Below are 26,369 nucleotides of genomic sequence, written 5' to 3' on the forward strand. Positions count from 1 at the left end.
GCGGCGCTACGCCATCTGCAGCGGGATGGTCACCGGCCCGTCATTGACCAGGTGCACCTGCATGTCGGCGCCGAACTCGCCGGTGGCCACCACCGGATGGGCGGCGCGGGCCCGGTCCACGAAATAGTCGTAGAGCCGCCGCCCCTCGTCGGGCGCGGCCGCCTGCGTGAAGCTGGGCCGGTTGCCGCCGCTCACATCGGCCGCCAGCGTGAACTGGCTCACGACCAGCAGGCCGCCGCCGATGTCCTGCACGCTGCGGTTCATCTTGCCCGCCTCGTCCGAAAAGATGCGCAGCTTCAGGAGCTTGGCAAGCATGCGGTCGGCCATGGCATCGGCATCGCCGCGCTCGGCGCACAGCAGCACGAGCAGGCCGGCACCGATCGCGCCGACGGTCTGCCCTGCGATGTCGACGCGCGCACTGGCCACGCGCTGGACGATGGCTTTCATGCGGCTTCTTCCTCGATGCGCGGCCCGCGCGCTTCCATCCCCAGCGGCAGCAGCTGGATGGTCACGCGCAGGCCCGGCACGGCGTCCATCAGCGCCTGCTCCAGCTCGTCGCGCATGGCGGCGGCATGCTGCAGCGTCCATTCGCCGGGCACATGCATGTGCAGGTCGGCAAAGCGGCGCTGGCCCGCGCGCCGCGTCACCATGTCGTCGAAGCGCATGCGCGTGCCTTCGGGCATGCGTGCGGCAAACTGGTCGAGCGTGGCGCGCAGCGTGGCAATGGTTTCGGGGTCGAGGGCCTCGTCCATCAGCCCCTGCGACGAGCGCCACACCAGCCTGACGCCTTCGCGCACGATGTTGAGCGCCACGCCAATGGCCAGCACCGGGTCGAGCCAGAGCCAGCCGCTGAAGTGCACGGCCACGATGCCGATCACCACCCCGGCCGAGGTCCACACGTCGGTCATCAGGTGCCGCGCATCGGCTTCGAGCGCAATCGAGCGGTGCGTCCGCGCGGCGCGGAACAGCGCAAAAGCCAGGGCCGCGTTGAAGCCCGAGCTGACCACCGAGAGCCCGAGCCCCCAGCCCAGTTGCTCGAGCGGCTGCGGCGCAAGCAGCCGCTGCACCGAGACCCAGAGGATGGCGGCCGCCGCGCCGACGATCAGGATGCCCTCGAAGCCCGAAGAGAAATATTCGGCCTTGTGGTGGCCGTAGGGATGGTCTTCATCGGCCGGCCGCGAGGCGATGGTCACCATGCCCAGCGCGAACATCGCGCTGGCAAGGTTGACGAAGGACTCCATCGCATCGGAGATCAGGCCCATCGAGTTGGTCACATAGCCCGCCAGGCCCTTGAGCAGGATGGTGACGAGCGCAACCACCACGGAAACACGAAGCAGCGTCTTGGGCGTGAAAGTCATGCAGAAAAGGCGTTGGCGATAAAAGTCGGCAAGAATGCGGCAAAGGTCCGCATCCGCGATCGAATTATCGAGCGCGGCCTCCATCTGCCGACTCCATGTATTTAATATTTGTGGCACCGCGAGACATTCGCAGAAGAACGATGATGAAAAAAATCCTGATCGCCGTGGGAGGCTTCGCCTTCTGGGGCGCAGCGGCGTTGGCTCAGGCGCAGGCGCCTTCGCGTCCTGCAGGGTCCATGCCCATTGCAGAACCACAGGCAGGGTTCGTGAAATCGGTGCGGGGCAACGTGCAGCTGCTCAGTACCGCCGGCACGCTGCGCACGGCCAACGCCGGCGACGCGCTGGCCGCCGTGGACCGCATCGTGACCGGCCCCGATTCTTCCGCCTCCGTCGTCTTGCGCGACGACACCACGCTGGTGGTCGGGCCTTCGTCGCGGCTGGACCTGAAGGAATTCCATTTCAACGCCACCACGCACGAAGGCGGCGTGCTGGTCTCGCTGCTGCGCGGCTCGATGCGCATGATCACCGGCCTGATCGGCAAGACCAACCCCGACGCGATACGGGTGGAGACGCAAACCGCCACCATCGGCATTCGCGGAACCGACTTCATCGTGCAGAGCGACGGCCAGCCATGAGGAAGACGACGACGGACCGGACCTTTCTTCTTGCTGCCACGCTGGCCACTGCGCTGCTGGCCGCATGCTCGACGCCGGGCACTCGCGTGGTGCTGCTGCCCCAGGCGGACGACAAGCCTTCTGCCGTGATCGTGCGCGCAAAGGACGGCGAGGAAGTTCTTTCCAAGCCCTATCAGCGCGCAACCGCTGCGGTAGGCGCCTCCGGCGCGCCGGTGGTCGACCAGGCCGACCCGGCCAAGGTGCAGGCGGACCACAAGGTCCTGTTCGACATGCGGCCGCCCGCACCGCAGCGCTACACGGTGTATTTCGAAGTGGGCGGCACCACGCTCACGCCTGCGTCGCAGCAGGTCATGAACGAAGCGCTGATGGCCGCGCAAAGCCGCAGCGGCAGCGACATCGTGGTGACCGGGCACACCGACACCAAGGGCGCGCTCGAGCAGAACGACATGCTCTCGCAGCGGCGCGCGCAGGAAGTGGTGCAGCTTTTCGTGGAACGGCAGTTCCCGGCCAAGCGCATCGAGGCCGTGGGCCGCGGCGAGCGCGAACTCGCGGTACCCACCGCCGACGAGGTGGACGAGCCGCGCAACCGGCGCGTCACGATCGAAGTCCGCTGACGGCCAGGCGCGCGGTGCGCCGGCCGGCGGCCCCTCAGCCGAGGGTCACGCGCGCGAACTTGCGCTTGCCGACCTGCACCACGTAGCGGCCGGCGGGCAGCTTGAGCGCCTTGTCGCTGATCACCACAGAGTCGACGCGCACGCCGCCGCCGTCGATCAGCCGGTTGCCTTCGGAGGCCGAAGGCGCGAGCCCGGCCTGCTTGAGCAGCTGCGCAATGCCCAGCGGGGCCCCGCCCAGCGACAGTTCGGGAATGTCGTCGGGCACGCCGCCCTTGCTGCGGTTGATGAAATCCTGTTCCGCGGTCTCGGCCGCGGCCGCGCTGTGGAAGCGCGCGGTGATTTCCTTGGCCAGCGCCACCTTCGCATCCTTGGGATTGCGGCCGGCCGCGATCTCGGCCTTGAGCGCCTCGATCTGCACGAGCGACTGGAAGCTCAGCAGCGTGTACCAGCGCCACATCAGCTCGTCGGAGATCGACAGCACCTTGGCGAACATGGTGTTGGCGTCTTCGCTGATGCCGATGTAGTTGTTCTTGCTCTTGGACATCTTCTCGACGCCATCGAGCCCTTCCAGCAGTGGCATAGTGAGTATGCACTGCGGTTCTTGACCGTATTCCTGCTGGAGATGCCGGCCGACGAGCAGGTTGAACTTCTGGTCGGTGCCGCCCAGCTCGAGGTCGCTCTTCAGGGCCACCGAGTCGTAGCCCTGCATCAGCGGGTAGAGGAATTCGTGCACCGAGATCGACTGGCCGGCCTTGAAGCGCTTGTTGAAGTCGTCGCGCTCCATCATCCGCGCCACCGTGTACTTGGCGGCCAACTGGATCATGCCGCGGGCGCCCAGCGGGTCGCTCCACTCGGAGTTGTAGCGGATCTCGGTCTTTTCGGGGTCCAGCACCAGGCTGGCCTGCCGGTAGTAGGTCTGGGCGTTGGCCTCGATCTGCTCGCGGGTCAGCGGCGGGCGGGTGCTGTTGCGGCCCGAGGGATCGCCGATGGTGGTCGTGAAGTCGCCGATCAGGAAGATGACCCGGTGCCCCAGGTCCTGCAGCTGCCGCATCTTGTTGAGCACCACCGTGTGGCCGATGTGGATGTCCGGGGCGGTCGGGTCGAGCCCCAATTTGATGCGCAGCGGCGTCCCGCTGGCTTCCGAGCGCTGCAGCTTGCGCACCCATTCATCCTGCGGCAGCAGTTCGTCGGTGCCCCTGAGCGATATTTCGAGCGCTCGTCTTACACCATCCGAGAGGCTTGTGGATGTAACAGATTCGGCATTCATAGGCTTTTTTAGCTGATTTTCAGGTTGCCGAAGCTATACTCAGCCCGACTTTTCTAGCGCCGAATTCTAAGCGGCGCTTTTTCCGCACCGCCCTGCCGCCCCGTCCGACCTGGGCTTTGCAGCGCGGATTTGCAGAACCTGAGCTGGAATTCATAGTTTGATCAACGGCATTCTCGCCGCCGAGGAGCTTTTGGCTTCTCGCGTGGCCTATACATTCCGGACCTATCCCAAGCAGATCACCGCGCTCATCGCGGCTGCCTTGCTGAGCGCCGGAACCCTGGCGGTGGCCTCCCTGGGCCCCGACGCCGCCGACCTCCCGGTGCAGCAGGTCCTCGAAGCGACCGCTCCGCTGTCCTTCGCCGAACAGAGCGAATCGCTGGAAAACTTCAGCTTCACGCTGTTTCGCACCGACATCACGCGCTCCAGCGACACGGCCGAGGCCCTGCTGAAGCGCCTGGGCATCTCCGACCCGGCCGCCACCGCCTTCGTGCGCGGCAGCAGCGAAGCCCGCAATGCCTTGTTCGCCCGCGCCGGGCGCACCGTCACAGCCGAAGCCACGCAGGAAAACCAGCTCAAGAAGCTGAGTGCCCGCTGGATTCCCGATGGCGACGGCGGCTTCAAGCGCTTCGTCATCGAGCGCACGCCGGTCGGCTTCGTGGCGCTCACCGAGCGCGACACGCTGACGCCGGGCACGCGCCTGGCCAGCGGCGTCATCCGCACCTCGCTGTTCGCCGCCACCGACGACTCCCGCGTGCCCGACGCGGTCGCCAGCCAGCTGGCCGACATCTTCGCGGGCGACGTCGACGTGCGCGCGCTGCGCAAGGGCGACCGCTTCGCCGTGGTCTACGAAACCTTCGAGGCCGACGGCCAGGCGCTGCGCAGCGGCCGCGTGCTCTCGGCCGAGTTCGAGAGCGGCGGCAAGGTGCACCAGGCCGTGTGGTTCCAGCCCCAGGGCCAAAAGGGCAGCTATTACCGCCCGAACGGCGATAGCCTGCGCAAGGCCTACCTGAGCTCGCCGGTCGAGTTCTCGCGCGTGTCGAGCGGCTTCGCAATGCGCATGCACCCGATCCTCAACAGCTGGCGCCAGCACAACGGCATCGACTTCGCAGCCCCCACCGGCACCGCGGTGCGCAGCGTCGGCGACGGCACGGTCGATTTCGCCGGCACGCAAAGCGGCTACGGCAACATCGTCATCATCAAGCACCGCAACAACCAGCAGACGGCCTACGCCCACCTGAGCCGCATCAACGTCAAGGCCGGCGAGAGCATCACCCAGGGCCAGACGATCGGTGCCGTGGGCTCCACCGGCTGGGCCACCGGCCCGCACCTGCACTTCGAGTTCCGCGTGAACGGCGAATACCAGGATCCGACCTCCATCGCCCAGGAGGGCGGCGCGCCCATCACGGCTTCCCTGCGCCCGGCCTTCGAGCGCATTGCGGTCGGCGCGCGCACCGAGCTGGCGGCCGCCTTCTCGGTCATCCAGGCCAGCGCGGACTGAGCCCCGGCGCGCGGCTCGCCTTCCCATCGACGTGGCCGGCGAACTGTTCATCGGCCTGATGTCCGGCACCTCGCTCGACGGGGTCGATGGCGTGCTGGCCGATTTCGCGGATGGCCGCATCGCCGTGCGGGCCTATGCCACGGCGCCCTTTCCGGCCGCCTTGCGCGCCGAGCTGATGGCGCTCAACACCCCCGGCGACAACGAACTCCATCGCGCCGCGCTGGCCGGCAACGGCCTGGCCCGGATCTATGCCGGCGTCGCCAGCCAGCTGCTGGCGGACAGCGGCACTCCTGCCAGCCAGGTGGCGGCCCTCGGCGCGCACGGACAGACGGTGCGCCACCGGCCCACCGAGTTCGACGGCGTCGGCTACACCCTGCAAATCAACAACCCCTCGCTGCTGGCCGAGCTGACCGGCATCGACGTGGTGGCGGACTTCCGCAGCCGCGACCTGGCGGCGGGTGGACAGGGCGCGCCGCTGGTGCCGGCCTTCCACCGCGCACTGTTCGCGCGCGCGGGCCAACCCGTGGCGGTGCTGAACATCGGCGGCATTTCCAACCTGAGCCTGCTGCCCGCGGCCGATGCGCCGGGGGAGCCGGCGGTGCTCGGCTTCGACTGCGGCCCCGGCAATGCCCTGATGGACCACTGGAGCCAGCTCCATACCGGCCAGCCCTTCGACCGCGGCGGCCGGTGGGCCGCCAGCGGACAGGTGCTGCCCGGCCTGCTTGCGCGGCTGCAGGCCGATCCGTATTTTGCGAAGGCGCCTCCCAAGAGCACCGGGCGCGACCTGTTCAATCCTGCGTGGCTTTCCGCCTGCCTGGCCCCGGCCATCGGCGCGGCGCCCGCCGACGTGCAGGCCACCCTGACCGAATTCACCGCCAGCGTATGTGCAGCCGACGTCCTCCGCTATGGAAGCGATAGCAAGCTGCTGATCGTCTGCGGCGGCGGAGCGCTGAACGACCATCTGATCGAGCGCCTGCGCGCGCACTTGCCCGGCGTGGAAGTGGCCGCCTCCACGGCCCACGGCCTGCCTCCGCTGCAGGTCGAGGCCGCGGCCTTTGCCTGGCTGGCCCGCAGCACCCTGCGGCGCGAAGCCGGCAACCTGGCCAGCGTGACAGGCGCAAGAGGCGGGCGCGTGCTCGGGGCGATCTATCCGGCCTGACCGGGCGAAGTTGCCCTCACCCCTGGCCTGAAACTTCGGGCTGGGCGGGATGGGCGGCGCGCACTTCTGCTGGCAAATGCCAGAAGATCAGCGCAGAAGCGATCGTGACGAGCCCCATGGTGGCAAAAGTGGCCTGGAAGGCATCGAGCGTCTGCTTTGCCGTCTCGAGGCCAAAAACACCGTTGTAGCCGGCCAGCACTGCGCTCGCAGCCGCCACGCCAAGGCTCATTGCAAGCATCTGGACCATCGAGAGCAGGCTGTTGCCGCTGCTGGCCATGCTGCCGTCCAGGTCCTTCAGCGTGATGGTGTTCATGGCCGTGAACTGAAGCGAGTTGACGGCGCCGAAGGCCAGCAACTGCAGGATGTGCAGCGCAGCCGGCTGGTCCGGCCCGGTCAGGCCGAAGCTGCCCATCGCCAGGCCCACCAGCACGGTGTTGGCCACCAGCACCTTGCGGTAGCCGTGGCGCGTGATCAGCGGGGTCGCGAAACGCTTCATGGCCATGCCGGCCAGCGCGATCGGAAGCATCATGAGCCCCGCCCGAAGCGGCGAATAGCCCAGCGACACCTGCAGCAGCAGGGGCACCATGAACGGCATGCAGCTGCTGCCGAGCCGCGAGAACAGGTTGCCGAGCAAGCCGATGCTGAGCGTGGGCACGCCGAACAGCGAGGGCGAGAACAGCGGCTCGGGCCGGCGCGCGGCATGCAGCCAATAGGCCACCACGCTCGCAAAGCCGAACACCAGCAACAGCAGCACGCTGACCTGGCGCAGCCCCGCGCCCGAGACACCGTCGAGCGCCAGCGAGATCGCAACCATGCCGAAGGCCAGCATCGCATAGCCCGCGCCATCGAAGCGCCGCTGGATGGCCCCGCGCAGGTCGGGCATGAAGCGCAGCGTTGCCAGGCAGCCCGCCAACCCCACAGGCACATTGATCAGGAAGATCCAGTGCCAGGAGGCGTACTGCACCAGCCAGCCGCCCAGCGTGGGCCCGAGCAGCGGCCCGATCAGCCCCGGAATGGCAACGAAGCTCATCGCCTGCAGGAACTCCCCGCGCGGCACGGTGCGCAGCAGCGTCAGCCGCCCTACCGGCAGCAGCAAGGCGCCGCCCAGGCCCTGCACCACCCGCGCAGCCACCAGCTGCCCCACGCCCACCGACAAGGCGCACAGGACGGAGCCGACGACGAACAGCACGATGGCCGAGAAGAACACGCGCCGCGTGCCGAACCGGTCGGCGATCCAGCCCGAGGCCGGAATCAGCATTGCCATGGTCAGCGCGTAGGCCACCACCACCGACTGCATGCGCAGCGGGCTTTCGCCAAGGCTCGCGGCCATGGCGGGCAGCGCGGTGTTGATGATGGTGGCGTCGAGCGTCTGCATGAAGAAGCCGATCGCCACGAGCCAGAGCAGGCTCTTGCGGGCAGGATCGATGGCCGTGGCGGCGGATGTCATGGGGCAGCGAGGGGGAGGGAAAAGCGGCAGGCAGCAAAAAGCCGCCCGAAGGCGGCTTTTTTCAAGGAACGAAGGCTGGCGGGGGCAGCATCAGCCCGGCATCAGGCCGAGAAGCTCGATCCGCAGCCGCAGGTGCTGGTGGCGTTCGGGTTCTTGATCACGAACTGGGCGCCCTGCAGGTCTTCCTTGTAGTCGATCTCGGCGCCGACCAGGTACTGATAGCTCATGGCATCGATCAGCAGCGACACGCCGTTCTTGGTCATGGTGGTGTCGTCTTCGTTGGTGATTTCATCGAAGGTGAAACCATACTGGAAGCCCGAGCACCCGCCGCCCTGCACGAACACGCGCAGCTTGAGGTCGGGATTGCCCTCTTCGGCGATCAGGTCGGCCACCTTGGCAGCCGCGCTGTCGGTGAAGACGATCGGTTCGGGCATCTGGGTCTGGATGTTTTCGGCAACAGCGCTCATGGGGGATAACTCCTTGGGGGCCGTACATGCGGCCAATGAACCAATGCTACTGCAATGCCGCATTCCTGGCTGGCGGATGGCAGCGAGCACCCAACGCAAGTGGGGTCGAACACACATCCGCCAAGGCCGCGGCAATGAAAAAGCCGCCCGGAGGCGGCTTTTGTTCGCAATGAACAGGATCAGCGCTTGCTGAACTGCTTGCGGCGGCGTGCAGAGTGCAGACCGACCTTCTTGCGCTCGACTTCACGTGCATCGCGCGTGACGTAGCCGGCCTGGCTCAGCACCGGCTTGAGGCTTGCGTCGTAGTCGATCAGCGCACGGGTGATGCCGTGGCGCGTTGCGCCGGCCTGGCCCGATTCGCCGCCGCCATTGACGTTGACCATGACATCGAATGCTTCGAGGTTGTTGGTCAGCACCAGGGGCTGCTTGGCAATCATGATCGAGGTTTCGCGGCCGAAGAACTCTTGGATGTCCTTGCCGTTGACCGTGATCTTGCCGGTGCCCTTTTTCAGAAACACACGGGCGACGCTCGATTTGCGACGGCCGGTGCCATTGTTCCATTCACCAATCATTCTCAAGGCTCCTTACAGTTCCAGCACTTTGGGCTGTTGGGCGGTATGCGGGTGCTCTGCACCACCGTACACCTTGAGTTTCTTGATCATCGCGTAGCCGAGCGGGCCCTTGGGCAGCATGCCCTTGACGGCCTTTTCCAGGGCGCGGCCCGGGTGCTTGGCTTGCATGTCGCGGAAGTTCGTGGCCGTGATACCGCCCGGGTAGCCCGAGTGACGGTAGTAGACCTTGTCGATCGGCTTGGCGCCGGTGACGCGCAGCTGGGCTGCGTTGATGATGACGATGAAGTCACCGGTATCGACGTGAGGCGTGTAAATGGCCTTGTGTTTGCCGCGCAAACGGAGAGCAACTTCGCTGGCTACTCGTCCGAGGACCTTGTCGGTCGCGTCAATCACAAACCACTCGTGCGTCACGTCAGCGGGCTTGGCGCTGAACGTTTTGGTCATGAGTTTTCTCTATAAAGAGGGTTTGGCGAGCCCTTTTCCACGGTCGGCGTTCCTCTGACGGGAATCTCTTAGGTGGGTTTGCACATGCCCGCAGGGCGGTAATGTGTCTCCGCCGCGGGGCTACAAAAACGCTGCGAAGCCCGCGATTATACGAAGAATCGGCCAATCGGGGCAAATTTGGGCCCAGCGGCCGTCCAAGCCGTTACCATCGACCCCATGTTCAGTTACCGCCACGCCTTCCACGCCGGCAACCACGCCGACGTGCTCAAGCACACGGTGCTGATTGCCACGCTCGACCACCTGCTCGAAAAAGAGGCAGCTCTGACCGTGGTCGACACCCACGCCGGCGCCGGCCTGTACCGCCTGGACGGCGACTACGCCGGCACCAGCGGCGAGGCCGCCGAAGGCGTGCTGCGCCTGCTGGCGGACAAGAAAGCACCTGCCGCCCCGGCTCCTGCCGCCAAATCCGCCGCCAAGAAGGCCGCCCCCGAAGCCGAGGCGCCCCTGGCCGATGCGATTGCGCGCTACCTGAGCGTGATCCACGACTTCAACCCCAAGGGCGGCGCCCGCATCTATCCGGGTTCGCCTTTCATCGTGCAGCACCTGCTGCGCGACCACGACAAGCTCAAGCTGTTCGAGCTGCACCCCACCGATGCCCGCACGCTGGACGCCAACATCGCCCAGCTCGAGGCGGGCCGGCAGATCGCGGTGCTGCGCGAGGACGGCTTCGGCAGCGCCACCAAGTTCCTGCCGCCGCCCTCGCGCCGCGCGCTGGTGCTGATGGACCCGAGCTACGAGATCAAGAGCGACTACGGCCGCGTGCTCGACTTCGCGGCCGAGGCGCTCAAGCGCTTTGCCACCGGCACCTACGCCATCTGGTATCCGATCATCCCGCGCCCCGAGGCGCACGACCTGCCGCGCCGGCTCAAGACCCTGGCCACCAAGGCCGGCAAGCCCTGGCTGCACGCCACGCTCACGGTCAAGTCGAGCAAGCTGACCACCACGCCCACCGGTGAAACCCAGCGTCCGGGCCTGCCGGCCAGCGGCATGTTCCTGATCAACCCGCCCTACACGCTGAAGCCGCTGCTTGCGGCCGCGCTGCCCCAGCTGGCGGAGTGGCTGGCGCAGGACCGGAACGCCACCTTCTCGCTCGACGCGGGCGGCTAGTCCCGGCGGTCTTTCGCTGCTTCAGCGGCGGCGGCGCTGTGGCACTTTCACCTGGCGGCGCGCGGGTGCGGGCGCAGCCGCCGGCGCCTGGGCCTGCGCCACGTCTTCCTCCACCTCGGAGCCGCCGCAGCGCATGCCTTCGCGGTCGATGATCGTCAGCGCCACCTGCTTGATGCCGAGCCCGATCAGCCCGATGCGCTCGGCCGCGCCGCGGCTCAGGTCGATGATGCGGCCCTGCGCATAGGGCCCCCGGTCGGTGATGCGCACCAGCACCTCGCTGCCGTTGACGAGGCTGCGCACGCAGACGCGGGTATTGAACGGCAAGGTCTTGTGGGCTGCCGTCATGGCCATCATGTCGAAGCGCTCGCCGCTCGCGGTCTTGCGCTGGTGGAACTGGATGCCGTACCACGAGGCCCCGCCGCGCTCGAAGATCTCGCGCGGGCCGCTGTCCCCGGGCACGCCGTCGTCGGCCTCGCCAATTCCCGATACCGCGAGGTCGTAGCGCACCGAAGGCACGCTCGAGCGGGCCGGGGCGCCCGGCGGCACCGCCAGCTTGCGCGGCAGGGGCAGCAGCTTGGCGTCCTCCTTGTCGGCCGGCCCGCCCTCGGTGGCCGGCGGCATGGCGCAGCCGGCCAGCACGCAGGTGGCCGCGACCAGCGCAATGCGAAGCGAAGCGAGCAGCCGATGGCCTGCTCCAGGACGCCACCCCTTCAACCGAGGCGCTCCAGTACAGCCAGCGTGGCCGCCGACTGGTTCATCGTGTAGAAGTGCAGCGCCGGTGCGCCTCCACCCTGCAGGCGCGCGCACAGGTCGGTCACCACGTCGAGTCCGAAGGCCTTGATGGAGGCCGTGTCGTCGCCGAAGCCCTGCAGCCGCAGGCGGATCCAGCGCGGGATCTCGGCGCCGCAGGCATCCGAGAAGCGCATGAGCTGCGTCGAGCTGGTGATCGGCATGATGCCCGGCACGATCGGCAGGTCGAGCCCGAGCTTGCGGCTGTCGTCGACAAAGCGGAAGTACGCCTCGGGACTGAAGAAATACTGCGTGATCGCCGAGTCGGCGCCGGCCTTCACCTTGGCGGCGAAGGCCTGCAGGTCGGCCTCAGGCGAGCGTGCCTGCGGATGCACCTCGGGGTAGCAGGCCACCTCGATGTGGAAGTCGCGCCCGGTCTCCTCGCGGATGAAGGCCACGAGGTCGCTCGCGTACTGGAACTCGCCGCCGATGCCGTAGCCGCTCGGCAGGTCGCCGCGAAGGGCGACCAGGCGCTTCACGCCCATCGCCTTGAGCTCGGCCAACTGCTCGCGCACGGTGGCGCGCGTGGCGCCGATGCACGAGAAGTGGCTGGCGGCATCGACACCCTCGGACAGGATCTCCTGCACCGCGCCGAAAGTGCCCTGGTGCGTGGAGCCGCCCGCGCCGTAGGTCACCGAGCAGAACTCGGGCTTGCGCGCATACAGCTGCTGGCGCACCGCGCGCAGCTTGACCGCGCCTTCGGGCGTCTTGGTCGGAAAGAACTCGAAACTCAATGGAAGGCGCACCTGCGTCTCCTAGGAACCGTTCGCAGTGTCCGCGCGAACGGCGTGAATGAAAAACTCGCGGTTGCCGTCGCCGCCCGCAATGGGGCTGTCGAACCACCGCAGCACGCGCAGCCCGAGCGCCTCGCAGGCGTCGCGCAGCCGCTTCTCGACCACCGCGTACATCGACGCGTCGCGCACGATGCCGCCCTTGCCGACCTGTCCCGGCTGCAGCTCGAACTGCGGCTTGACGAGCATCAGCAGCTGGCCGTCGCCGGCCAGGAACGGCACCACGGCCGGCAGCACCAGCGTGAGCGAGATGAACGACAGGTCGCCGACGATCAGGTCGAAGCGCAGGTCGGAAGGCGCTTCGCCTTCTTCTTCCTGCAGGTCGTCCGGCGACAACGCACGCGCATTGACGCCTTCGATGGCCACCACGCGCTCGTCCTCGCGCAGCTTCGGATGCAGCTGCCCGTGGCCGACGTCGACGCCCACCACCTTGGCCGCGCCGGCTTGCAGCAGGCAGTCGGTGAAGCCGCCGGTCGACTGGCCCACGTCGAGGCACAGCTTGCCGGCGGCGCTGACGCCGCTCGCCGCCAGCGCGCCTTCGAGCTTGAGCCCGCCGCGCGAGACGTAGCGCGCCTCGGCCGCGTCGTCGAGCTCGACCTCGGCGGACTCGGGCACCTCGTCGCGGTTCTTCACCACCGAGCGCCACGCGTCCGCGCTGCCCGCATCGCGCCAGCGCATGCCGCCGGCAATCAGCCGCACGGCCTGCGAACGCGACGCGGCCAGGCCACGCTCCACCAGCAATTGGTCGGCGCGCATCAGTACCGGTACGTGTCCGGCTTGTAGGGGCCGTTCTTGCTCACGCCGATGTAGGCGGCCTGCTCGTCCGTCAGCTCGGTCAGCATCGCGCCGACCTTCTTCAGGTGCAGGCGCGCGACCTTCTCGTCGAGGTGCTTGGGCAGCACGTAGACCTTGCCGGCCTGGTAGGCGTCGGGCTTGGTGAAGAGCTCGATCTGGGCGATGGTCTGGTTGGCGAACGACGACGACATCACGAAGCTCGGATGGCCCGTGCCGCAGCCCAGGTTCACGAGGCGGCCCTTGGCCAGGAGGATGATCTTCTTGCCGTCGGGGAAGGTGATGTGGTCGACCTGCGGCTTGATCTCTTCCCACTCGTACTTCTCGATCGATGCAACATCGATCTCGTTGTCGAAGTGGCCGATGTTGCAGACGATGGCCTGGTCCTTCATCTTGACCATGGTGTCGTGCGTGATGACGTCCTTATTGCCCGTGGTGGTCACGAAGATGTCGGCCTTGTCGGCGGCATATTCCATGGTGACGACCTTGTAGCCTTCCATCGCGGCCTGCAGCGCGTTGATGGGGTCGATTTCGGTCACCCACACTTGCGCGCTCAGCGCGCGCAGCGCCTGGGCCGAGCCCTTGCCCACGTCGCCGTAGCCGGCCACGCAGGCCACCTTGCCGGCGATCATCACGTCGGTCGCGCGCTTGATGCCGTCCACCAGCGATTCGCGGCAGCCGTAGAGATTGTCGAACTTGCTCTTGGTGACCGAGTCGTTCACGTTGATGGCGCGGAACAGCAGCGTGCCCTTGGCGCTCATCTCGTTCAGGCGGTGCACGCCGGTGGTCGTTTCCTCGGTCACGCCGATGATCTCGGCCGACTTGCGGGTGTACCAGGTCGGATCGACCGCCAGCTTGGCCTTGATGGCGGCGTAGAGGATGCGTTCTTCCTCGCTGGTGGGCTTGGCGAGCACGCCCAGGTCCTTCTCGGCGCGCTGGCCCAGGTGCATCAGCAGCGTGGCGTCGCCGCCGTCGTCCAGGATCATGTTGGGGCCTTCGCCCTGCGAACCCTTGGGGCCGAAATCGAAGATGGCGTGGGTGTAGTCCCAGTAGTCCTTCAGCGACTCGCCCTTGATCGCGAACACCGGCGTGCCGGCGGCGGCAATCGCGGCGGCGGCATGGTCCTGCGTCGAGAAGATGTTGCACGAGGCCCAGCGCACGGTGGCGCCGAGCGCCTGCAGCGTCTCGATCAGCACGGCCGTCTGGATCGTCATGTGCAGCGAGCCCGTGATGCGCGCGCCCTTGAGCGGCTGCGCCTTCGAGAATTCCTCGCGGATGGCCATCAGGCCGGGCATTTCGGTTTCCGCGATCTTGATTTCCTTGCGGCCCCAGGCGGCCAGGGAAAGGTCGGCAATCGCCTGGTCGGCGGTGGAAACGGGGGTGGGCTTGAGAACAGCGCTCATGAGAACTCCAACAAAGCTAGTTTGAAAGGTGCCACTGCGTTCGGGGAAAAGACTCACCGCGAGAACAGCGGGTGAGCGTGGTTGCGATGTGGTCCGAGCCTCACGCCTGGCGGCGCTGCAACGCTCCTCGGAACCGCGGATTGTAGACGGGGCGCCAAGGCGAGCCAATCGCCGGGGCATCCCACATGCCGGAAAGCGCAATTCGCATCCGGGGCGTACATTGACTTGACCCCAATCCCGGAAGTTCCACCCATGCGCTTGTCCAGACTCTCCACTGCCCCTGCCCTGCTGGCCTCGGCCGCCTTCCTTCTTCTTGCCGCCGGCGCGCCGGTCCCGGCCTCTGCGCAGGCCGCCTCCGATCCGGTGCGCATCCGCGGCACCATCGTGCGCGTCGACGCCAAGGCCCTCGTGGTCCAGGACCGCGGCGGCGAGGTCGTCAGCCTGGCGCGGCCGGCCGACATGGCCGTGTCGGAGGTCTACCCGATCAAGCTGTCCGACATCAGGCAGGGCAGCTTCATCGGCACCGCCGCCATGCCGCAGGCCGACGGCACACAGAAGGCGCTCGAGGTGGTGGTGTTCCCCGAGGCCGCGCGCGGCACCGGCGAAGGCCACCGCCCCTGGGACCTGCTGCCGCAGAGCACCATGACCAACGCCACCGTGGCCGACCTGGCCGCGGCGCCGAAAACCGTGCGCGGCGGGCAGCAGCTGCGGCTGACCTACAAGGGCGGCGAAAAAACCGTCATCGTGCCGCCCGACGTGCCGGTCGTGACCTTCCGCCCCGGCACCGAGGCGCTGCTGGTGCCCGGCGCCAAGGTGCTGGTCAATGCGCAGGAAAGGAACGGCGTGCCCACGGCGCTGCGCGTCACCGCCGGGCGCAACGGCTTCGCGCCGCCGATGTAGCCCAAGGGAAATCCCGCAGGCAAATCCTGCCGCCGCGGCGCCGCGGGCGGGCTGTCGCGGCGTATCGTGGCGAGGCCCGGCCCGCCGGTCCTTGCCATTCACCCGTTCCTTACCCGACACAGGAGATACCGCACCATGGCCACTGCCAAGAAAGCCGCCGCGAAGAAGACCACCGCCAGCAGCAGCACCCGGGCGGCTCCCGACGCCGCCGACATGCTCGACCCCATGAAGAATCTCAAGGCCATGACCGACCGCCTGCAGGACCTCAACCTGACCGGTGGCGCGAGCAAGCTGCTCGAGAGCGGGCAAAAGGACCTCCAGGCGCTGATGCAGGCGAACCAGAAGTCCTACCAGGGCCTGCAGACCGTGGTGCAGCGGCAGACCGAGATGATCAAGAGCGCCATCGCCGAATGGCAGACGGCCGCCAAGGAAATGCCCGGCAAGGATGCCAAGGCCAACCTCGCCAAGCTCGACGAGCTCGGCCGCCAGTCGTTCCAGCGCGCCATCGACGACATCAAGGAGCTGGCCAACCTGGCCGCCAAGTCGCAGGCCGATGCGTTCGAGCTGGTGCGCCAGCGGATCCAGGCCAATGTGGATGAAGTGACGAAGCTGCTGCAGCGCAAGTAAGGCGTTTTCGGCGGGTCGGGCAGGCGGCTCGGGGCTGCCTTCTAAAATCGGGCCATCCCCCCGCAGATTGCCCCATCTTGTCTTTTCTCTCCGAAACTCGCCGCCGTCGCACCTTCGCGATCATTTCCCACCCCGACGCCGGCAAGACCACGCTGACCGAGAAGCTGCTGCTGTTCTCGGGCGCGATCCAGATCGCCGGTTCGGTGAAGGCGCGCAAGGCCTCGCGCCACGCCACCTCCGACTGGATGGAAATCGAGAAGCAGCGCGGCATTTCGGTGGCTTCGTCGGTCATGCAGATGCTGTACCGCGACCACGTGATCAACCTGCTCGACACGCCCGGCCACAAGGACTTCTCGGAAGACACCTACCGCGTGCTCACGGCGGTCGACTCGGCCCTGATGGTGATCGACGCGGCCAACGGCGTGGAGGCGCAGACGCGCCGGCTGATCGAGGTCTGCCGCCAGCGCGACACGCCCATCATCACCTTCGTCAACAAGATGGACCGCGAAGTGCGCGAGCCGCTCGACATCCTCGACGAAGTGGAGCGCGAGCTCGGCATGCCGTGCGTGCCGATGACCTGGCCGGTCGGCCAGGGCAAGAGCTTCCGCGGGATCATGAACCTGCGCACGCAGACGATGACGGTGTTCGAGTCGGGCAGCGAGCGGCTGCCGCACGACTTCGAGACCATCGCGCTCACGGAGCGCGACACGCTCACCAAGCGCTTCGGCGCCGATTTCGAATCCGCCATGGACAGCATGGAACTGGCCACCGGCGCCTCGCCCAGCTGGGACCGCGAGGCCTTCCTGGGCGGCAAGCAGACGCCGGTGTTCTTCGGCTCGGGCGTGAACAACTTCGGCGTGATGGAGGTGCTCGATGCGCTGGTCGACCTTGCGCCCTCCCCGCAGTCGCGCACCAGCACCACGATGGTCAACCGCCAGCCCGTGGTGAAGGAGATCCAGCCCGAGGACCGGGACTTCGCGGGCGTGGTGTTCAAGGTGCAGGCCAACATGGACGCCAATCACCGCGACCGCATCGCCTTCGTGCGCATGGCCTCGGGCAAGTACACGCCGGGCATGAAGCTCAAGGTGCAGCGCACGTCGAAGGAGCTGCGGCCCACCAGCGTCGTGACCTTCATGAGCCAGCGCCGCGAGGCGGTCGAAGAGGCCTACGCCGGCGACATCGTGGGCTTCACCACGCATGGCGGCGTGCAGCTGGGCGACACCATCACCGACGGCGCGAGCCTGCAGTTCACCGGCCTGCCCTTCTTTGCGCCCGAGCTGTTCATGACGGTGATCCTGAAGAACCCGCTGCGCACCAAGCAGCTGCAGCAGGGCCTGGCCCAGCTCGGAGAGGAAGGCGCCATTCAAGTGTTCCGCCCCGAGATCGGCGGGCCGATGCTGCTGGGCGCCGTCGGGCAGCTGCAGTTCGAGGTGGTGCAGCACCGCCTGAAGGCCGAGTACGACGCCGACGTGCGGCTCGAAGGCTGCCAGTACACCGGCGCACGCTGGATCACCGCCGATTCGCCGGCCGAGCTGCGCGAGTTCGTCAACGCGTACCCGCAGCGCATGGCCAAGGACGCGGCCGATACGCTGGCCTTCCTGTGCACTTCGCCCTACGACGTGCGGCTGGCGCAGGAGCGCTTTCCGAAGATCCATTTCCATCCGCTGCGGGAGCACGCGGGGCTGGCGCTGCAGAACGCGGGCTGAAGGGGCTCAGCTTCCCGTCGAGGCGTAGTGGCGCAGCCCGATGCGCCATGCGCCGAAAGCCGCCGCGAGGAACGCGAAGCCTGCGAGCGGCGACACCATGCCCACCCAGGCGGGCGCGCCCAGCGGATCCGGCTTGCCGAGGATCACGAGCGCCGGGTAGTACGCCACGCAGGCCAGCGGTACGATGAAGGTCAGCACGCGCCGGAACCACTGCGCATAGAGCGCCAGCGGGTACTGCGCCGCCTGCACGCCACCGTAGGTGAGCACGTTGGCGATCTCCAGGCTCTCGACGGTCCAGAATGACAGCGTGCCCTGCAGCACCAGGATGCCGAGGAAGAGCGCGATGCCACCGGCCAGCGCGAACAGGAAGATGGCCACTGCCCCGGGGGTCCACGCGATGTGGGCCTGGACGGTCGCGAACACCAGCACGCTCAGGCCCTGCAGCAGCCGGCCCAGGCGGCTGATGCGCACGTCGTGCCCCATGAGCTGCAGCGCCAGCGGGCGCGGGCGCAGCAGCAGCCGGTCGAAGGTGCCGGTGCGCAGGAACTCGGTGCCGAGCACGTCGAAGCCGCGCCCCAGCGCGTCGGCAATCGCGAACATGCAGTTGACCAGACCGTAGAACAGCGCCACCTCGCCGATGGCCCAGCCCTGCACTTCGCCGAAGCGATGGAACAGCGCCCAGACGGCAACCACCTCGATGCCTGTGCCGAGGAACTGGCCCAGGGTCAGCAGCAGGGCCGAGACGGGGTATCTCGCCTGGCCGCTGATCGAGGCGGCCATGAGGCGGAAAAAAAGAGGGAGCGAACCCATTTCAGTGGCTTCCGCTGGTTGTGTTTTTTGCGCTGCTGTTCTTGTTCAGGGCGCGTGCACAGGCCACCGGGTACTCCCCTCCGCGAATGTCCCCCGCCCTTCGGGCTCCTCCTTGATTTCGCTGCGGGGAGCACCCGATGCCCTGTGCACTGGGGCACGCTCGGTGTGCATCGCTGATCAACGACTGCTCCGCATAACGCTCCCGTCGATGGGGTGCCTTGCGCAGCGAAATAAAGGAGGAGGCCGCAGGCCGGGGGACATTCGCGGAGCAAGGTACCCCGTCGGCGGGAGCGCGCCCCGAACAACGACACATCGTGAAGGAACAGCAAGTCACCCTAGCCACCTTGCACCTGCAGACTGCGCATCGTGCGCCCCATTGCCAGGCGCCCGAACGCGACCAGCAGAGCGATCCAGAAGCACTGCAGCCCCAACGCACCCATGGCATGCCAGCCGCTCAGCTGCCCGAAGTACAGCCGCGCCGGAATGTCGAACAGCCCCGCCAGCGGCTGCACCAGCAGCGCGGCTTGCCAGGCGTCGGGCAACAGCGCCAGCGGCAGCAGGTTGCCCGAGAACACGATGACCACGGGAGTGGCCACCGCGCTGATGCCGCGCTCGTTGAGCGCCGCCGTGGCCGCCACGTTGAGCAGCATCACCATCGCGGTGGACAGCAGCAGCGCGAGCCCGATCGACAGCAGGAACGCCAGGCCGGCCACCGCATTCGCGGGCGGCTGCCAGGCCCACTCGCCGAGCCCCGCCAGCGGTAGCGCGACCGCCGCGAAGGCCGCCATCAGCGCCACGCGCGGCAACAGCCGCGCCGCGATCCAGCCGGCGCTGCGCGCGAACCACAGCGCGTACGCATCCACCGGCCGCAAACGGTCGTAGGCGACCGCGCCGGTGCGCACGGCCTGCGCCACCTCCGGGTCGCCGAGCCAGGGCAGCAGCACCAGCAGGCCTTGCGCGATCCAGGTGTAGCTGACGGCCTGAGCGAGCGACATCGGGGGCGCTGCGCCTGCAACGGCGCTGCCGCCGTAGAACGCCGCGAACACCATCACCTTGATGCCGCCCCACCAGCACTGCGTGGCAAAGCCGGCGAGCGCCGCCGTGCGGTACTGCAGCATCTGCATGAAGCGCGACACGAAGGCCGCGGCATAGGGGCGCAGCAGCTCGCGCGGGCTCACGCTTCGGCCGCTCCGTGCATGGCATAGAAGCGCGCGATCACGGCCTCGATGGCCATGCCTTCGAGGCGGATGTCTTCCACCGCGTGTTCGGCTGCGATGCGTGCGATCAGCGCGGGGGCGGAGGTCAGCGCGGGATCGAAGTCGAGCACCAGCGTCTGGCCGTTGCGCGCGTGCACCGTGGCGCCGGGCACCTGGTCGGGCAGCGCCGCGTCCTGCGCAAAGTCGACCACCAGCCGGCGCTCGGCCATCACCTGCGCGCGCAGCGCCTCGACCGGGCTGTCGGCCAGCACGCGGCCATGGCCGATGACGATCACGCGCTCGGCCAGCGCCTCGATGTCGTGCATGTCGTGCGTGGTCAGCAGCACGGTGGTGCCGCGCTCGCGGTTGGCGCGGCGCACGAAGTCGCGCACCGCGAGCTTCGAGGGCGCGTCGAGGCCGATGGTCGGCTCGTCGAGAAACAGGATGTCCGGCTCGTGCAGCAGCGCCGCCGCGATCTCTGCGCGCATGCGCTGGCCCAGCGAGAGCTGCCGCACCGGTTGGCCGAGCACGCGCTCCAGGTGCAGCAGCGCGACCAGTTCGTCGCGCGTGCGCCGATAGCGCGCCGGCTCGACGCGATAGATGTCGCGCAGCAGGTCGAAGCCGTCGCCTACCGGCAGGTCCCACCACAGCTGCGTGCGCTGGCCGAAGACCACGCCGATGCGCGCCACGTGGCGCTCGCGGTCCGCGAAGGGATCGCGTCCGTCGATCTCCACGCGCCCGCCGTCGGCCCGCAGGATGCCCGAGAGAATCTTGATGGTGGTCGACTTGCCCGCGCCGTTCGGCCCTATGAAGCCCAGCAGCTCGCCGCGCTCGAGCGAGAACGACACGCCCGACAGCGCCTGCACCGTGCGGTGGCGGCGGCGCACGAGGCCGCGCAGCGCGCCCATCACGCCCGGGTCGCGCTCGGAGATGCGGTAGCTCTTGAGGAGTTGGTCGACGAGGATGTGGGGCATGGAAAAAAAGCGCCGCGCCGGCGTGAACGCGCGGCGGGGGCGGGATGCTACACGAAACCGCCGGTACGATCACGGGCTCTGCAGAGATTGCCCGCCCGCCATGCCCTCGCCGACTTCCCTTCCGCCCTCGCCCACCCACCTGCTGCCGCTGGACCGCTGGGCCGCGCCCACGCGCCGTGCGCTCGCCGGCGTGTTCACCGACATCGACGACACGCTCACCACCGAGGGCGCGATCACGCCCGATGCACTGCAGGCCCTCGGCGCTCTCAAGGCCGCGGGCCTTGCCATCGTGGCGATCACGGGCCGGCCCGTCGGCTGGAGCCTGCCCTTCGTCAACACCTGGCCGGTCGATGCGATCGTGGCGGAGAACGGCGCGGTGGCGCTGCTGCCCGCGGCCGATGGCAGGATCGAGAAGCGCTACATGCAGGATGCGCCCACGCGCACCGCCAACTTCGAGCGCATGCAGGCCGTGCTGGCGCGCATCGAGCGCGAGATCCCGGGCGCGCAGCGCGCCACCGATTCACCGGGCCGCGAGACCGACATCGCCATCGACCACAGCGAGTTCGTGCAGCTGGGCGAAGAAACCATCGCACAGGTCGTCGCGCTGATGCGCAGCGAAGGCATGCACGCCACCGTGAGCAGCATCCACATCAACGGCTGGTACGGCGACAACGACAAGCTCGAAGGCGCACGCTGGATCGTGCGCGAGCTCTGGGGCCGCACGCTCGACGACGAACTCGACCGCTGGGCCTACGTGGGCGACTCCACCAACGACCAGCTCATGTTCCGCACCTTCGCGAGCAGCATCGGCGTGGCAAACGTCGCGCGCTTCGTGCCGCAGCTGGAGCACCTGCCGCGCTACGTGACCGAGGGCGAGCGCGGCGCGGGCTTTGCCGAGGCGGCGCGCGCGGTGCTGTCGGCGCGCTGACCGGCCCGTCGCGCCATCCCTGCAAGCCGGCTCACTTCTCCTTCGCCAGCCCCAGCTTCTCGATCACCGCCTTCTCGCGCACCACGGTGTCCTGTGCAAACTTGGTGTAGGCCGCCGAGCTCATGTAGTTGGGCAGCATGTCGTAGCGGCCCAGCGAGGCCACGTAGCTCGGCTCTTCCATCGCCTGCTTGAAGGCGTCGTGCAGCTTCTTCACGACCTCGGGCGGCGTGCCCTTGGGGGCGCCGATGCCGAAGGGCGAGTTCTGCACGATGTCGTAGCCCAGCTCCTTCAGCGTCGGGGCGTCGGGGAACTTGGCGAGGCGCTTCTCGCCCCAGGTGTTGAGCACGCGCAGCTTGCCGGCCTCCACCTGCGGCGCAAAGCCGGTGCTGTCGGCGGCGGCCATCAGCTGGCCGCTGACCACCGCGAGCATCAGGTCGGCGCTGCCCTTGTAGGGCACGTGCTGCAGCTGGATGCCGGCCTTCTGCGCAATGATCTCGGTCGTGAGGTGTGGGCTCGTGAGGTTGCCGGTGGAGCCGTAGGTGAGCCTGCCGGGGTTGGCCTTGGCGTAGGCGACGAAGTCGGCCCAGGTCTTGAACGGGCTGTCGGCCGGCACCACGATGCCGAAGGCATAGCCCGTGACGTTGAGCACGTAGCTGATGTCCTTGAGCGGATCCCAGTTGATCTTGGTGGTGTAGCCGAGGCGGAACACGCCGAGCGGGATCTGCGCGACGGTGTAGCCGTCGGGCTGCGCGGTCTGCAGCGCCTGCGCAGGCAGGGTGCCGCCGGCGCCGGGCTTGTTGTCGATGATGACGGGCTGGCCGAGGATCTTGCTGGCGTTGTCGGCCAGCTGGCGCATCGTGATGTCGGTGGGCCCGCCCGCGGGGAAGGCGATGACCAGCTTGACCGGCTTGGAGGGAAAGGCCTGCGCGAGCGCCGCCAGCGGAGAAAGAAGAAGCCCGCAGGCTGCGGCAAGCGTGGCGGCACGGAAAAGGGATCGGCGGGGCATGGTGGCGGGTTCCTGGAACGGGAAAAAAAGCAAAGGGCGCATTGGGCCCTGCCCTTGGCGCGGCGGCAATCGGTGCTCACCCGACTGCTGTCGCCTGCGGCTCAGCCCGCGGCCTGCTGCTCGAAACCCTGCAGCACGTTGACTGCGTTGACACCCACCTCGGCCACCGCATAGCCGCCCTCGAACACGAACACCGTGGGCAGGCCGGCGCGCGCCAGGTCTTCGCCCATGCGCAGGTAGTCGTCGCTCCGCAGCCGAAAGCCCGCGACCGGGTCGCCTTCGAAGGTGTCGACGCCAAGCGACACCACCAGCGCGCCCGCGCGCACCACGGCAATGCCGTCGAGCGCGGCCTTCAGCGCCGCGCGCCATGCGGCGAAGCCGGTGCCGCGCGCGAGCGGCAGGTTGTGGTTGAAGCCGAGCCCGGCGCCCGCGCCGCGCTCGTCGGCATGGCCCAGGTAGTAGGGGTAGTCGGTCAGCGGATCGCCATGCAGGCTCGCGAAATGCACGTCGCTGCGCTCGTAGAAGATGGCCTGCGTGCCGTTGCCGTGGTGGTAGTCCACGTCGAGCACCGCCACCCGCTCCACGCCTGCATCGCGCAGCGCCTGCGCGGCCACGGCGGCGTTGTTGACGAAGCAGTAGCCGCCGAAGAAATCGGCGCCCGCATGGTGGCCGGGCGGCCGCGTGAGCGCGAAGGCAGCGCGCTCGCCGCCGGCGACGCGCTGCGCCGCGGTCCAGGCGCAGGCGGCGCCGTGGCGCGCGGCGGCCCAGCTGCCGGCCATGAGCGGCGTGCCCGCGTCGAAGGAGAACAGCCCCATGCGCGCAGGAAAGCTCTTCGGCAGCACGTCGGTGCGCATGCCGCGCGTGGGCCAGTACGAAGGCAGCGCATCGCGCGATGCGTTCGACGGATCGAGCGCCACCCACTCGTCCCAGGCATGCGCAATGAAGTCCAGGTAGCGCGGCGCGTGCACCCTGGCCAGCAGCGCCTCGTCGAAGGCATCGGGCACCTGCAGCGGGCCCAGGCCGCGGCGCTCCAGTTCATGTTTCACATGGTCGACGCGGGCGGGCACCTCGAAGCACGGCACCAGTTCGCCGCGGAACATCTCGACTTTGCCCTGGTGCAGCGCGTGCCGGTCGTTGTAGATGGTGAGCATGCCGCCCATCATGCCGCACGCCGCAGCACCGCCCGGCGCCGGCCGGACGCCGTCAGCCCGAACAGGTCCTTCGGGTCGTCGAGTTCGGGCACCAGCGCGATCTGCTGGCCGATGCCGCGCTCCAGCGACAGCTGGTGGATGTAGCGCAGCGCCGTGTAGTCCTCCAGCGCAAAGCCGACCGAGTCGAACACCGTGACCTGCTCGGCACTCTCGCGCCCGGGCACGCTGCCGAGCAGCACCTTCCAGAGCTCGTGCACCGGAAAGTCGGCCGGCAGCTGCTGGATCTCGCCCTCGATGCGGGTCTGGGCTTCGTACTCGACGAACACGCGCGCGAGGCGCAGCACGTCGGGATGCAGCTCGGTCTTGCCGGGGGAATCGCCGCCCACCGCATTGATGTGCATGCCCGGCTCGATCATTCCGGGCGAAAGCACGACCGCGTGGCCCTGATGCGCCGTGACCGTGGTCACGATGTCGGCGCCGCGCACCGCATCGGCGATCGACGGCGCGCGCACCACCTCGAGCGGCGTGCAGGCCGACAGGTGGCGCACCAGCTTGTCGGTGGCGCGCGGATCGATGTCGAACACGCGCACCTCCTCGATACCCAGCAGCGCATGGAAGGCCAGCGCCTGGAACTCGCTCTGCGAGCCGTTGCCGATCAGCGCCATGCTGCGCGAGCCGGGCCGCGCCAGCGCCTGCGCCGCCATGGCCGAAGTGGCGGCGGTGCGCAGCGCGGTGGTGAGCGTGAGCTCGGACAGCAGCACGGGGTAGCCGGTGTCGACCTCGGCCAGCACGCCGAAGGCCATGACCGTGGGCAGCCCCACGGCCGTGTTGTGCGGATGGCCGTTGACGTACTTGAAGGCATAGGCGCCGTCGTCGGCCACCGGCATCAGCTCGATCACGCCCAGGTGCGAGTGGCTGGCCACGCGCGCCTTCTTGTCGAACTCGCGCCAGCGCATGAAGTCGTCGCGCAGCGCGTCGGCCAGGGCCTTGAGGAATTGCGGAACGCCGGTTTCGTCCACCAGGCGAACCAGGCTGTGAACATCGATGAAGCGGGTCATGGCGCGGCTCCTTGCGTAGCCCGGACGCGGCGCTCCATTCCTTCAAGTGTTCTCACTCCACCATGGCTGATCCAGGATGCGCCTGCGCCAGGGGTTGCAGCCATTGTGCGCCTGCTTGCAGGCCATGGCGAGCCCCCGCCGGAGCCCTGCCGGAAGCACGGCTTCAGTCGTGCCTGTGCTCTTCGATGCTGCGCTCCAGGAAGCGCCAGAGCCGCTCGTCCTCGCTGAAGGCCACGTTGAAGCGCAGCCAGCCTGTCGGATGCGGGTTGACCAGGAACAGCTGGCCCGGGCCGAGCATGATGCCTTCGGCCGCGGCGCGGCGCGAGAGCTCGGCGCTGTCGGCAATGTCCGGGTGCCGGGCCCACAGGTACATGCCGGCCGCGGCTTCGTGGAACAGCTCGAAGCCCAGCCCGTCCAGCCGCCGCGCGACGCTGCCCTGCGCCTGCGCGAGGCGTTCGCGCAGCGACTTGAGGTGCTTGCGCCAGCGGCCGTCGGTCACGATGCCGAAGGCCAGCCGCTCGGTGATGTCGGACGAGGTCAGGCCCGAGATCATCTTGAGCTGCGCCAGCTCTTCGAGCAGCTCCGGCCGGGCGACCACGTAGCCGACGCGGATGTTGGGCGAGATGGTCTTCGAGTAGCTGCCCACGTAGACCACGCGGCGCAGCTGTCCCAGGCTGGCGAGCGAGGGGCGCATCGAGGCGTCCATCTCGGCATAGATGTCGTTCTCGACCAGCGTGAAGTCATGCGCCTGCGCGAGCTGCAGCAGTTGCACCAGCTGCGGCAGCGAGGCCATCGAGCAGGTCGGGCTCTGCAGCCGGGGCTGGGTGAAGAAGGCCTTGGGTCGATGCGCCGCGAGCAGCGCCTCCAGCGCCGGCATGTCGTAGCCCGTGGGGATGCGCGGCACGCCGACGATCTCCACGCCCAGGAAGCGGAGCATGAACATCAGGTTCGGATAACCCGGGTCGTCCACCAGTACCGAATCGCCCGGCTTGAGCAGGCGGCGCGCCACCAGGTCCAGCGCCTGGCTGGAACCCTGGGTCAGCAGCACCTGCGCGGCGTCGACCACGATCTGCTGCTCCGAGAGCGCCTCGGCCGTCGCCATGCGCAGCGCCATGTGGCCGAAGGGCAGGCCGTAGCCGCCGATGTCGGCGCCTTCGGAGGCCAGGTGGCGAAGGCTCCGGCGCATGCCGTCCTCGAACAGCCAGTCGTGCGGCAGCCAGCCGCAGCCGGGCTTGAGCGGCAGGTTGCGGTTCTCGAAGATCTGCTGCAGGTACCAGCGGGCGTCGAAGCGGGGGTCCGGGCGGGGCGCACTGGCCGCGCCGGCGGCGCTGTCCTCGATGCGCCGCTTGACGAAGAAGCCGGCGTTGGCGCGCGAGACCAGGAGGCCCTGCGCCACCAGCCGGTCGTAGGCCTCGACCACCGTGAACACGCTGACGCCGTGGGCCGCGGCAAAGGCGCGGATCGACGGCAGCTTGCTGTCGGCCTTGAGCTTCTGGGAGCCGATCAGTCCGCGCAACCCTTCCACGATCTGGCTGACCAGCGGCGTCGGCTGTTCGGGGCGAAGAATGAGCATCGGGGGCGTCTGCAGCAGTCCGGCCTGCACCATATTG

27 protein-coding genes and 1 riboswitch are annotated in these 26,369 nt (G+C 68.2%); of the genes, 9 read left to right on the plus strand and 18 right to left on the minus strand.

Annotation, left to right across the window (positions count from 1 at the left end; genetic code table 11):
- Window positions 1-6 precede the first annotated feature (6 nt).
- Both dtd and AC1DSC_RS25770 read right to left on the minus strand, forming a co-directional pair.
- Entirely contained in the window at window positions 7-447 is a 441-nt protein-coding gene (gene dtd, locus AC1DSC_RS25765; RefSeq protein ID WP_018906190.1) for a D-aminoacyl-tRNA deacylase, read from the minus strand.
- Complete coding sequence (locus AC1DSC_RS25770) at window positions 444-1,358, minus strand: cation diffusion facilitator family transporter (protein ID WP_436288052.1); 915 nt, start codon at window positions 1,356-1,358, stop codon at window positions 444-446. The genes dtd and AC1DSC_RS25770 overlap by 4 nt, the downstream gene beginning before the upstream one ends.
- A 140-nt stretch (window positions 1,359-1,498) precedes the next feature.
- Here AC1DSC_RS25770 and AC1DSC_RS25775 point away from each other — a divergent pair, with 140 nt between their 5' ends.
- Window positions 1,499-1,993 carry a FecR family protein gene (locus AC1DSC_RS25775; protein ID WP_478131940.1) on the plus strand — a complete coding sequence of 165 codons (495 nt, stop codon included), beginning with the start codon at window positions 1,499-1,501 and terminating at the stop codon, window positions 1,991-1,993.
- The gene (locus tag AC1DSC_RS25780; RefSeq protein ID WP_436288054.1) at window positions 1,990-2,607 is read left to right on the plus strand and encodes an OmpA family protein; all 618 of its coding nucleotides are present in this window, start codon (window positions 1,990-1,992) and stop codon (window positions 2,605-2,607) included. Before AC1DSC_RS25775 ends, AC1DSC_RS25780 begins: the two co-directional genes overlap by 4 nt.
- Before the next feature lie 34 nt (window positions 2,608-2,641).
- Here the strand turns inward: AC1DSC_RS25780 and tyrS are convergent, their stop codons facing one another.
- Window positions 2,642-3,874 carry a tyrosine--tRNA ligase gene (gene tyrS / locus AC1DSC_RS25785; protein ID WP_436288055.1) on the minus strand — a complete coding sequence of 411 codons (1,233 nt, stop codon included), beginning with the start codon at window positions 3,872-3,874 and terminating at the stop codon, window positions 2,642-2,644.
- Between the two features lie 157 nt (window positions 3,875-4,031).
- Here tyrS and AC1DSC_RS25790 point away from each other — a divergent pair, with 157 nt between their 5' ends.
- Complete coding sequence (locus AC1DSC_RS25790) at window positions 4,032-5,372, plus strand: M23 family metallopeptidase (protein WP_015867435.1); 1,341 nt, start codon at window positions 4,032-4,034, stop codon at window positions 5,370-5,372.
- A 31-nt stretch (window positions 5,373-5,403) separates the two neighbouring features.
- Window positions 5,404-6,531 (plus strand): anhydro-N-acetylmuramic acid kinase, encoded by a 1,128-nt coding sequence (locus AC1DSC_RS25795; RefSeq protein WP_436288056.1) that lies wholly within the window; start codon window positions 5,404-5,406, stop codon window positions 6,529-6,531.
- A gap of 16 nt (window positions 6,532-6,547) precedes the next feature.
- Here AC1DSC_RS25795 and mdtD read toward each other — a convergent pair whose 3' ends face one another.
- From mdtD to rplM, 4 genes are all read right to left on the minus strand, one after another.
- Window positions 6,548-7,978 carry a multidrug transporter subunit MdtD gene (gene mdtD / locus AC1DSC_RS25800; RefSeq protein WP_278875008.1) on the minus strand — a complete coding sequence of 477 codons (1,431 nt, stop codon included), beginning with the start codon at window positions 7,976-7,978 and terminating at the stop codon, window positions 6,548-6,550.
- A 101-nt stretch (window positions 7,979-8,079) separates the two neighbouring features.
- On the minus strand, window positions 8,080-8,445 hold the full coding sequence (erpA, locus tag AC1DSC_RS25805) for an iron-sulfur cluster insertion protein ErpA (RefSeq protein WP_007827949.1): 366 nt from the start codon (window positions 8,443-8,445) through the stop codon (window positions 8,080-8,082).
- 179 nt (window positions 8,446-8,624) lie between these two features.
- Window positions 8,625-9,017 carry a 30S ribosomal protein S9 gene (gene rpsI / locus AC1DSC_RS25810; RefSeq protein WP_015867438.1) on the minus strand — a complete coding sequence of 131 codons (393 nt, stop codon included), beginning with the start codon at window positions 9,015-9,017 and terminating at the stop codon, window positions 8,625-8,627.
- A gap of 12 nt (window positions 9,018-9,029) precedes the next feature.
- Window positions 9,030-9,461, minus strand: coding sequence for a 50S ribosomal protein L13 (rplM, locus tag AC1DSC_RS25815; RefSeq protein WP_015867439.1), 432 nt, complete (start codon window positions 9,459-9,461; stop codon window positions 9,030-9,032).
- Window positions 9,462-9,677: 216 nt separating this feature from the next.
- Between rplM and AC1DSC_RS25820 the strand changes: the two genes are divergently transcribed.
- Window positions 9,678-10,628, plus strand: coding sequence for a 23S rRNA (adenine(2030)-N(6))-methyltransferase RlmJ (locus AC1DSC_RS25820; RefSeq protein WP_436288057.1), 951 nt, complete (start codon window positions 9,678-9,680; stop codon window positions 10,626-10,628).
- A 21-nt stretch (window positions 10,629-10,649) separates the two neighbouring features.
- Here the strand turns inward: AC1DSC_RS25820 and AC1DSC_RS25825 are convergent, their stop codons facing one another.
- The 4 genes from AC1DSC_RS25825 to ahcY all read right to left on the minus strand — a co-directional run bounded on the left by AC1DSC_RS25825 (window position 10,650) and on the right by ahcY (window position 14,403).
- Window positions 10,650-11,249 (minus strand): septal ring lytic transglycosylase RlpA family protein, encoded by a 600-nt coding sequence (locus AC1DSC_RS25825; RefSeq protein WP_015867441.1) that lies wholly within the window; start codon window positions 11,247-11,249, stop codon window positions 10,650-10,652.
- An 89-nt stretch (window positions 11,250-11,338) separates the two neighbouring features.
- Window positions 11,339-12,163, minus strand: coding sequence for a methylenetetrahydrofolate reductase [NAD(P)H] (gene metF / locus AC1DSC_RS25830; RefSeq protein WP_018906181.1), 825 nt, complete (start codon window positions 12,161-12,163; stop codon window positions 11,339-11,341).
- A gap of 9 nt (window positions 12,164-12,172) precedes the next feature.
- On the minus strand, window positions 12,173-12,964 hold the full coding sequence (locus AC1DSC_RS25835; protein ID WP_015867443.1) for a TlyA family RNA methyltransferase: 792 nt from the start codon (window positions 12,962-12,964) through the stop codon (window positions 12,173-12,175).
- Window positions 12,964-14,403, minus strand: a complete 1,440-nt coding sequence (ahcY, locus tag AC1DSC_RS25840) for an adenosylhomocysteinase (protein WP_062367181.1) — start codon at window positions 14,401-14,403, stop codon at window positions 12,964-12,966. Before ahcY ends, AC1DSC_RS25835 begins: the two co-directional genes overlap by 1 nt.
- Window positions 14,404-14,469: 66 nt before the next feature.
- Window positions 14,470-14,538, minus strand: a riboswitch (S-adenosyl-L-homocysteine riboswitch).
- 117 nt (window positions 14,539-14,655) lie between these two features.
- On the opposite strand from ahcY, the gene AC1DSC_RS25845 reads away from it, so the two are divergent.
- The 3 genes from AC1DSC_RS25845 (at window position 14,656) to AC1DSC_RS25855 (ending at window position 17,636) form a co-directional block, all read left to right on the plus strand.
- Entirely contained in the window at window positions 14,656-15,303 is a 648-nt protein-coding gene (locus AC1DSC_RS25845) for a hypothetical protein (RefSeq protein ID WP_015867445.1), read from the plus strand.
- 135 nt (window positions 15,304-15,438) lie between these two features.
- Window positions 15,439-15,930 (plus strand): TIGR01841 family phasin, encoded by a 492-nt coding sequence (gene phaP, locus AC1DSC_RS25850; protein WP_015867446.1) that lies wholly within the window; start codon window positions 15,439-15,441, stop codon window positions 15,928-15,930.
- Between the two features lie 77 nt (window positions 15,931-16,007).
- On the plus strand, window positions 16,008-17,636 hold the full coding sequence (locus AC1DSC_RS25855; RefSeq protein WP_436288058.1) for a peptide chain release factor 3: 1,629 nt from the start codon (window positions 16,008-16,010) through the stop codon (window positions 17,634-17,636).
- Window positions 17,637-17,642: 6 nt separating this feature from the next.
- On the opposite strand, the gene AC1DSC_RS25860 is transcribed toward AC1DSC_RS25855, so the two are convergent.
- From AC1DSC_RS25860 to AC1DSC_RS25870, 3 genes are all read right to left on the minus strand, one after another.
- A complete protein-coding gene (locus AC1DSC_RS25860; RefSeq protein WP_436288059.1) occupies window positions 17,643-18,446 on the minus strand; it encodes an ABC transporter permease in 804 nt (267 codons plus the stop codon).
- Between the two features lie 335 nt (window positions 18,447-18,781).
- A complete protein-coding gene (locus AC1DSC_RS25865) occupies window positions 18,782-19,624 on the minus strand; it encodes an ABC transporter permease (RefSeq protein WP_436288060.1) in 843 nt (280 codons plus the stop codon).
- Entirely contained in the window at window positions 19,621-20,616 is a 996-nt protein-coding gene (locus AC1DSC_RS25870; protein ID WP_369663639.1) for an ABC transporter ATP-binding protein, read from the minus strand. The genes AC1DSC_RS25865 and AC1DSC_RS25870 overlap by 4 nt, the downstream gene beginning before the upstream one ends.
- A gap of 100 nt (window positions 20,617-20,716) precedes the next feature.
- Here AC1DSC_RS25870 and AC1DSC_RS25875 point away from each other — a divergent pair, with 100 nt between their 5' ends.
- Complete coding sequence (locus AC1DSC_RS25875) at window positions 20,717-21,544, plus strand: HAD-IIB family hydrolase (protein WP_436288061.1); 828 nt, start codon at window positions 20,717-20,719, stop codon at window positions 21,542-21,544.
- A gap of 31 nt (window positions 21,545-21,575) precedes the next feature.
- On the opposite strand, the gene AC1DSC_RS25880 is transcribed toward AC1DSC_RS25875, so the two are convergent.
- From AC1DSC_RS25880 to AC1DSC_RS25895, 4 genes are all read right to left on the minus strand, one after another.
- On the minus strand, window positions 21,576-22,550 hold the full coding sequence (locus AC1DSC_RS25880) for a tripartite tricarboxylate transporter substrate binding protein (protein ID WP_436044856.1): 975 nt from the start codon (window positions 22,548-22,550) through the stop codon (window positions 21,576-21,578).
- 101 nt (window positions 22,551-22,651) lie between these two features.
- Entirely contained in the window at window positions 22,652-23,701 is a 1,050-nt protein-coding gene (locus tag AC1DSC_RS25885; RefSeq protein WP_436288062.1) for a histone deacetylase family protein, read from the minus strand.
- Between the two features lie 8 nt (window positions 23,702-23,709).
- Window positions 23,710-24,759 carry an ornithine cyclodeaminase gene (locus AC1DSC_RS25890; protein ID WP_436288063.1) on the minus strand — a complete coding sequence of 350 codons (1,050 nt, stop codon included), beginning with the start codon at window positions 24,757-24,759 and terminating at the stop codon, window positions 23,710-23,712.
- Between the two features lie 163 nt (window positions 24,760-24,922).
- On the minus strand, window positions 24,923-26,332 hold the full coding sequence (locus AC1DSC_RS25895) for an aminotransferase-like domain-containing protein (protein WP_278874478.1): 1,410 nt from the start codon (window positions 26,330-26,332) through the stop codon (window positions 24,923-24,925).
- Window positions 26,333-26,369: the final 37 nt, after the last annotated feature.

This window comes from Variovorax sp. 01N425, assembly GCF_056399465.1.

What these genes read in the sequence shown, in the direction of transcription:
- dtd (WP_018906190.1), bottom strand. Translation starts at nt 447, where the DNA reads ATGAAAGCCATCGTCCAGCGCGTGGCCAGTGCGCGCGTCGACATCGCA.
- AC1DSC_RS25770 (WP_436288052.1), bottom strand. Translation starts at nt 1,358, where the DNA reads ATGACTTTCACGCCCAAGACGCTGCTTCGTGTTTCCGTGGTGGTTGCG.
- AC1DSC_RS25775 (WP_478131940.1), top strand. Translation starts at nt 1,499, where the DNA reads ATGATGAAAAAAATCCTGATCGCCGTGGGAGGCTTCGCCTTCTGGGGC.
- AC1DSC_RS25780 (WP_436288054.1), top strand. Translation starts at nt 1,990, where the DNA reads ATGAGGAAGACGACGACGGACCGGACCTTTCTTCTTGCTGCCACGCTG.
- tyrS (WP_436288055.1), bottom strand. Translation starts at nt 3,874, where the DNA reads ATGAATGCCGAATCTGTTACATCCACAAGCCTCTCGGATGGTGTAAGA.
- mdtD (WP_278875008.1), bottom strand. Translation starts at nt 7,978, where the DNA reads ATGACATCCGCCGCCACGGCCATCGATCCTGCCCGCAAGAGCCTGCTC.
- erpA (WP_007827949.1), bottom strand. Translation starts at nt 8,445, where the DNA reads ATGAGCGCTGTTGCCGAAAACATCCAGACCCAGATGCCCGAACCGATC.
- rpsI (WP_015867438.1), bottom strand. Translation starts at nt 9,017, where the DNA reads ATGATTGGTGAATGGAACAATGGCACCGGCCGTCGCAAATCGAGCGTC.
- rplM (WP_015867439.1), bottom strand. Translation starts at nt 9,461, where the DNA reads ATGACCAAAACGTTCAGCGCCAAGCCCGCTGACGTGACGCACGAGTGG.
- AC1DSC_RS25820 (WP_436288057.1), top strand. Translation starts at nt 9,678, where the DNA reads ATGTTCAGTTACCGCCACGCCTTCCACGCCGGCAACCACGCCGACGTG.
- AC1DSC_RS25825 (WP_015867441.1), bottom strand. Translation starts at nt 11,249, where the DNA reads ATGCCGCCGGCCACCGAGGGCGGGCCGGCCGACAAGGAGGACGCCAAG.
- AC1DSC_RS25835 (WP_015867443.1), bottom strand. Translation starts at nt 12,964, where the DNA reads ATGCGCGCCGACCAATTGCTGGTGGAGCGTGGCCTGGCCGCGTCGCGT.
- ahcY (WP_062367181.1), bottom strand. Translation starts at nt 14,403, where the DNA reads ATGAGCGCTGTTCTCAAGCCCACCCCCGTTTCCACCGCCGACCAGGCG.
- AC1DSC_RS25845 (WP_015867445.1), top strand. Translation starts at nt 14,656, where the DNA reads ATGCGCTTGTCCAGACTCTCCACTGCCCCTGCCCTGCTGGCCTCGGCC.
- phaP (WP_015867446.1), top strand. Translation starts at nt 15,439, where the DNA reads ATGGCCACTGCCAAGAAAGCCGCCGCGAAGAAGACCACCGCCAGCAGC.
- AC1DSC_RS25860 (WP_436288059.1), bottom strand. Translation starts at nt 18,446, where the DNA reads ATGGGTTCGCTCCCTCTTTTTTTCCGCCTCATGGCCGCCTCGATCAGC.
- AC1DSC_RS25870 (WP_369663639.1), bottom strand. Translation starts at nt 20,616, where the DNA reads ATGCCCCACATCCTCGTCGACCAACTCCTCAAGAGCTACCGCATCTCC.
- AC1DSC_RS25875 (WP_436288061.1), top strand. Translation starts at nt 20,717, where the DNA reads ATGCCCTCGCCGACTTCCCTTCCGCCCTCGCCCACCCACCTGCTGCCG.
- AC1DSC_RS25880 (WP_436044856.1), bottom strand. Translation starts at nt 22,550, where the DNA reads ATGCCCCGCCGATCCCTTTTCCGTGCCGCCACGCTTGCCGCAGCCTGC.
- AC1DSC_RS25885 (WP_436288062.1), bottom strand. Translation starts at nt 23,701, where the DNA reads ATGCTCACCATCTACAACGACCGGCACGCGCTGCACCAGGGCAAAGTC.
- AC1DSC_RS25890 (WP_436288063.1), bottom strand. Translation starts at nt 24,759, where the DNA reads ATGACCCGCTTCATCGATGTTCACAGCCTGGTTCGCCTGGTGGACGAA.
- AC1DSC_RS25895 (WP_278874478.1), bottom strand. Translation starts at nt 26,332, where the DNA reads ATGCTCATTCTTCGCCCCGAACAGCCGACGCCGCTGGTCAGCCAGATC.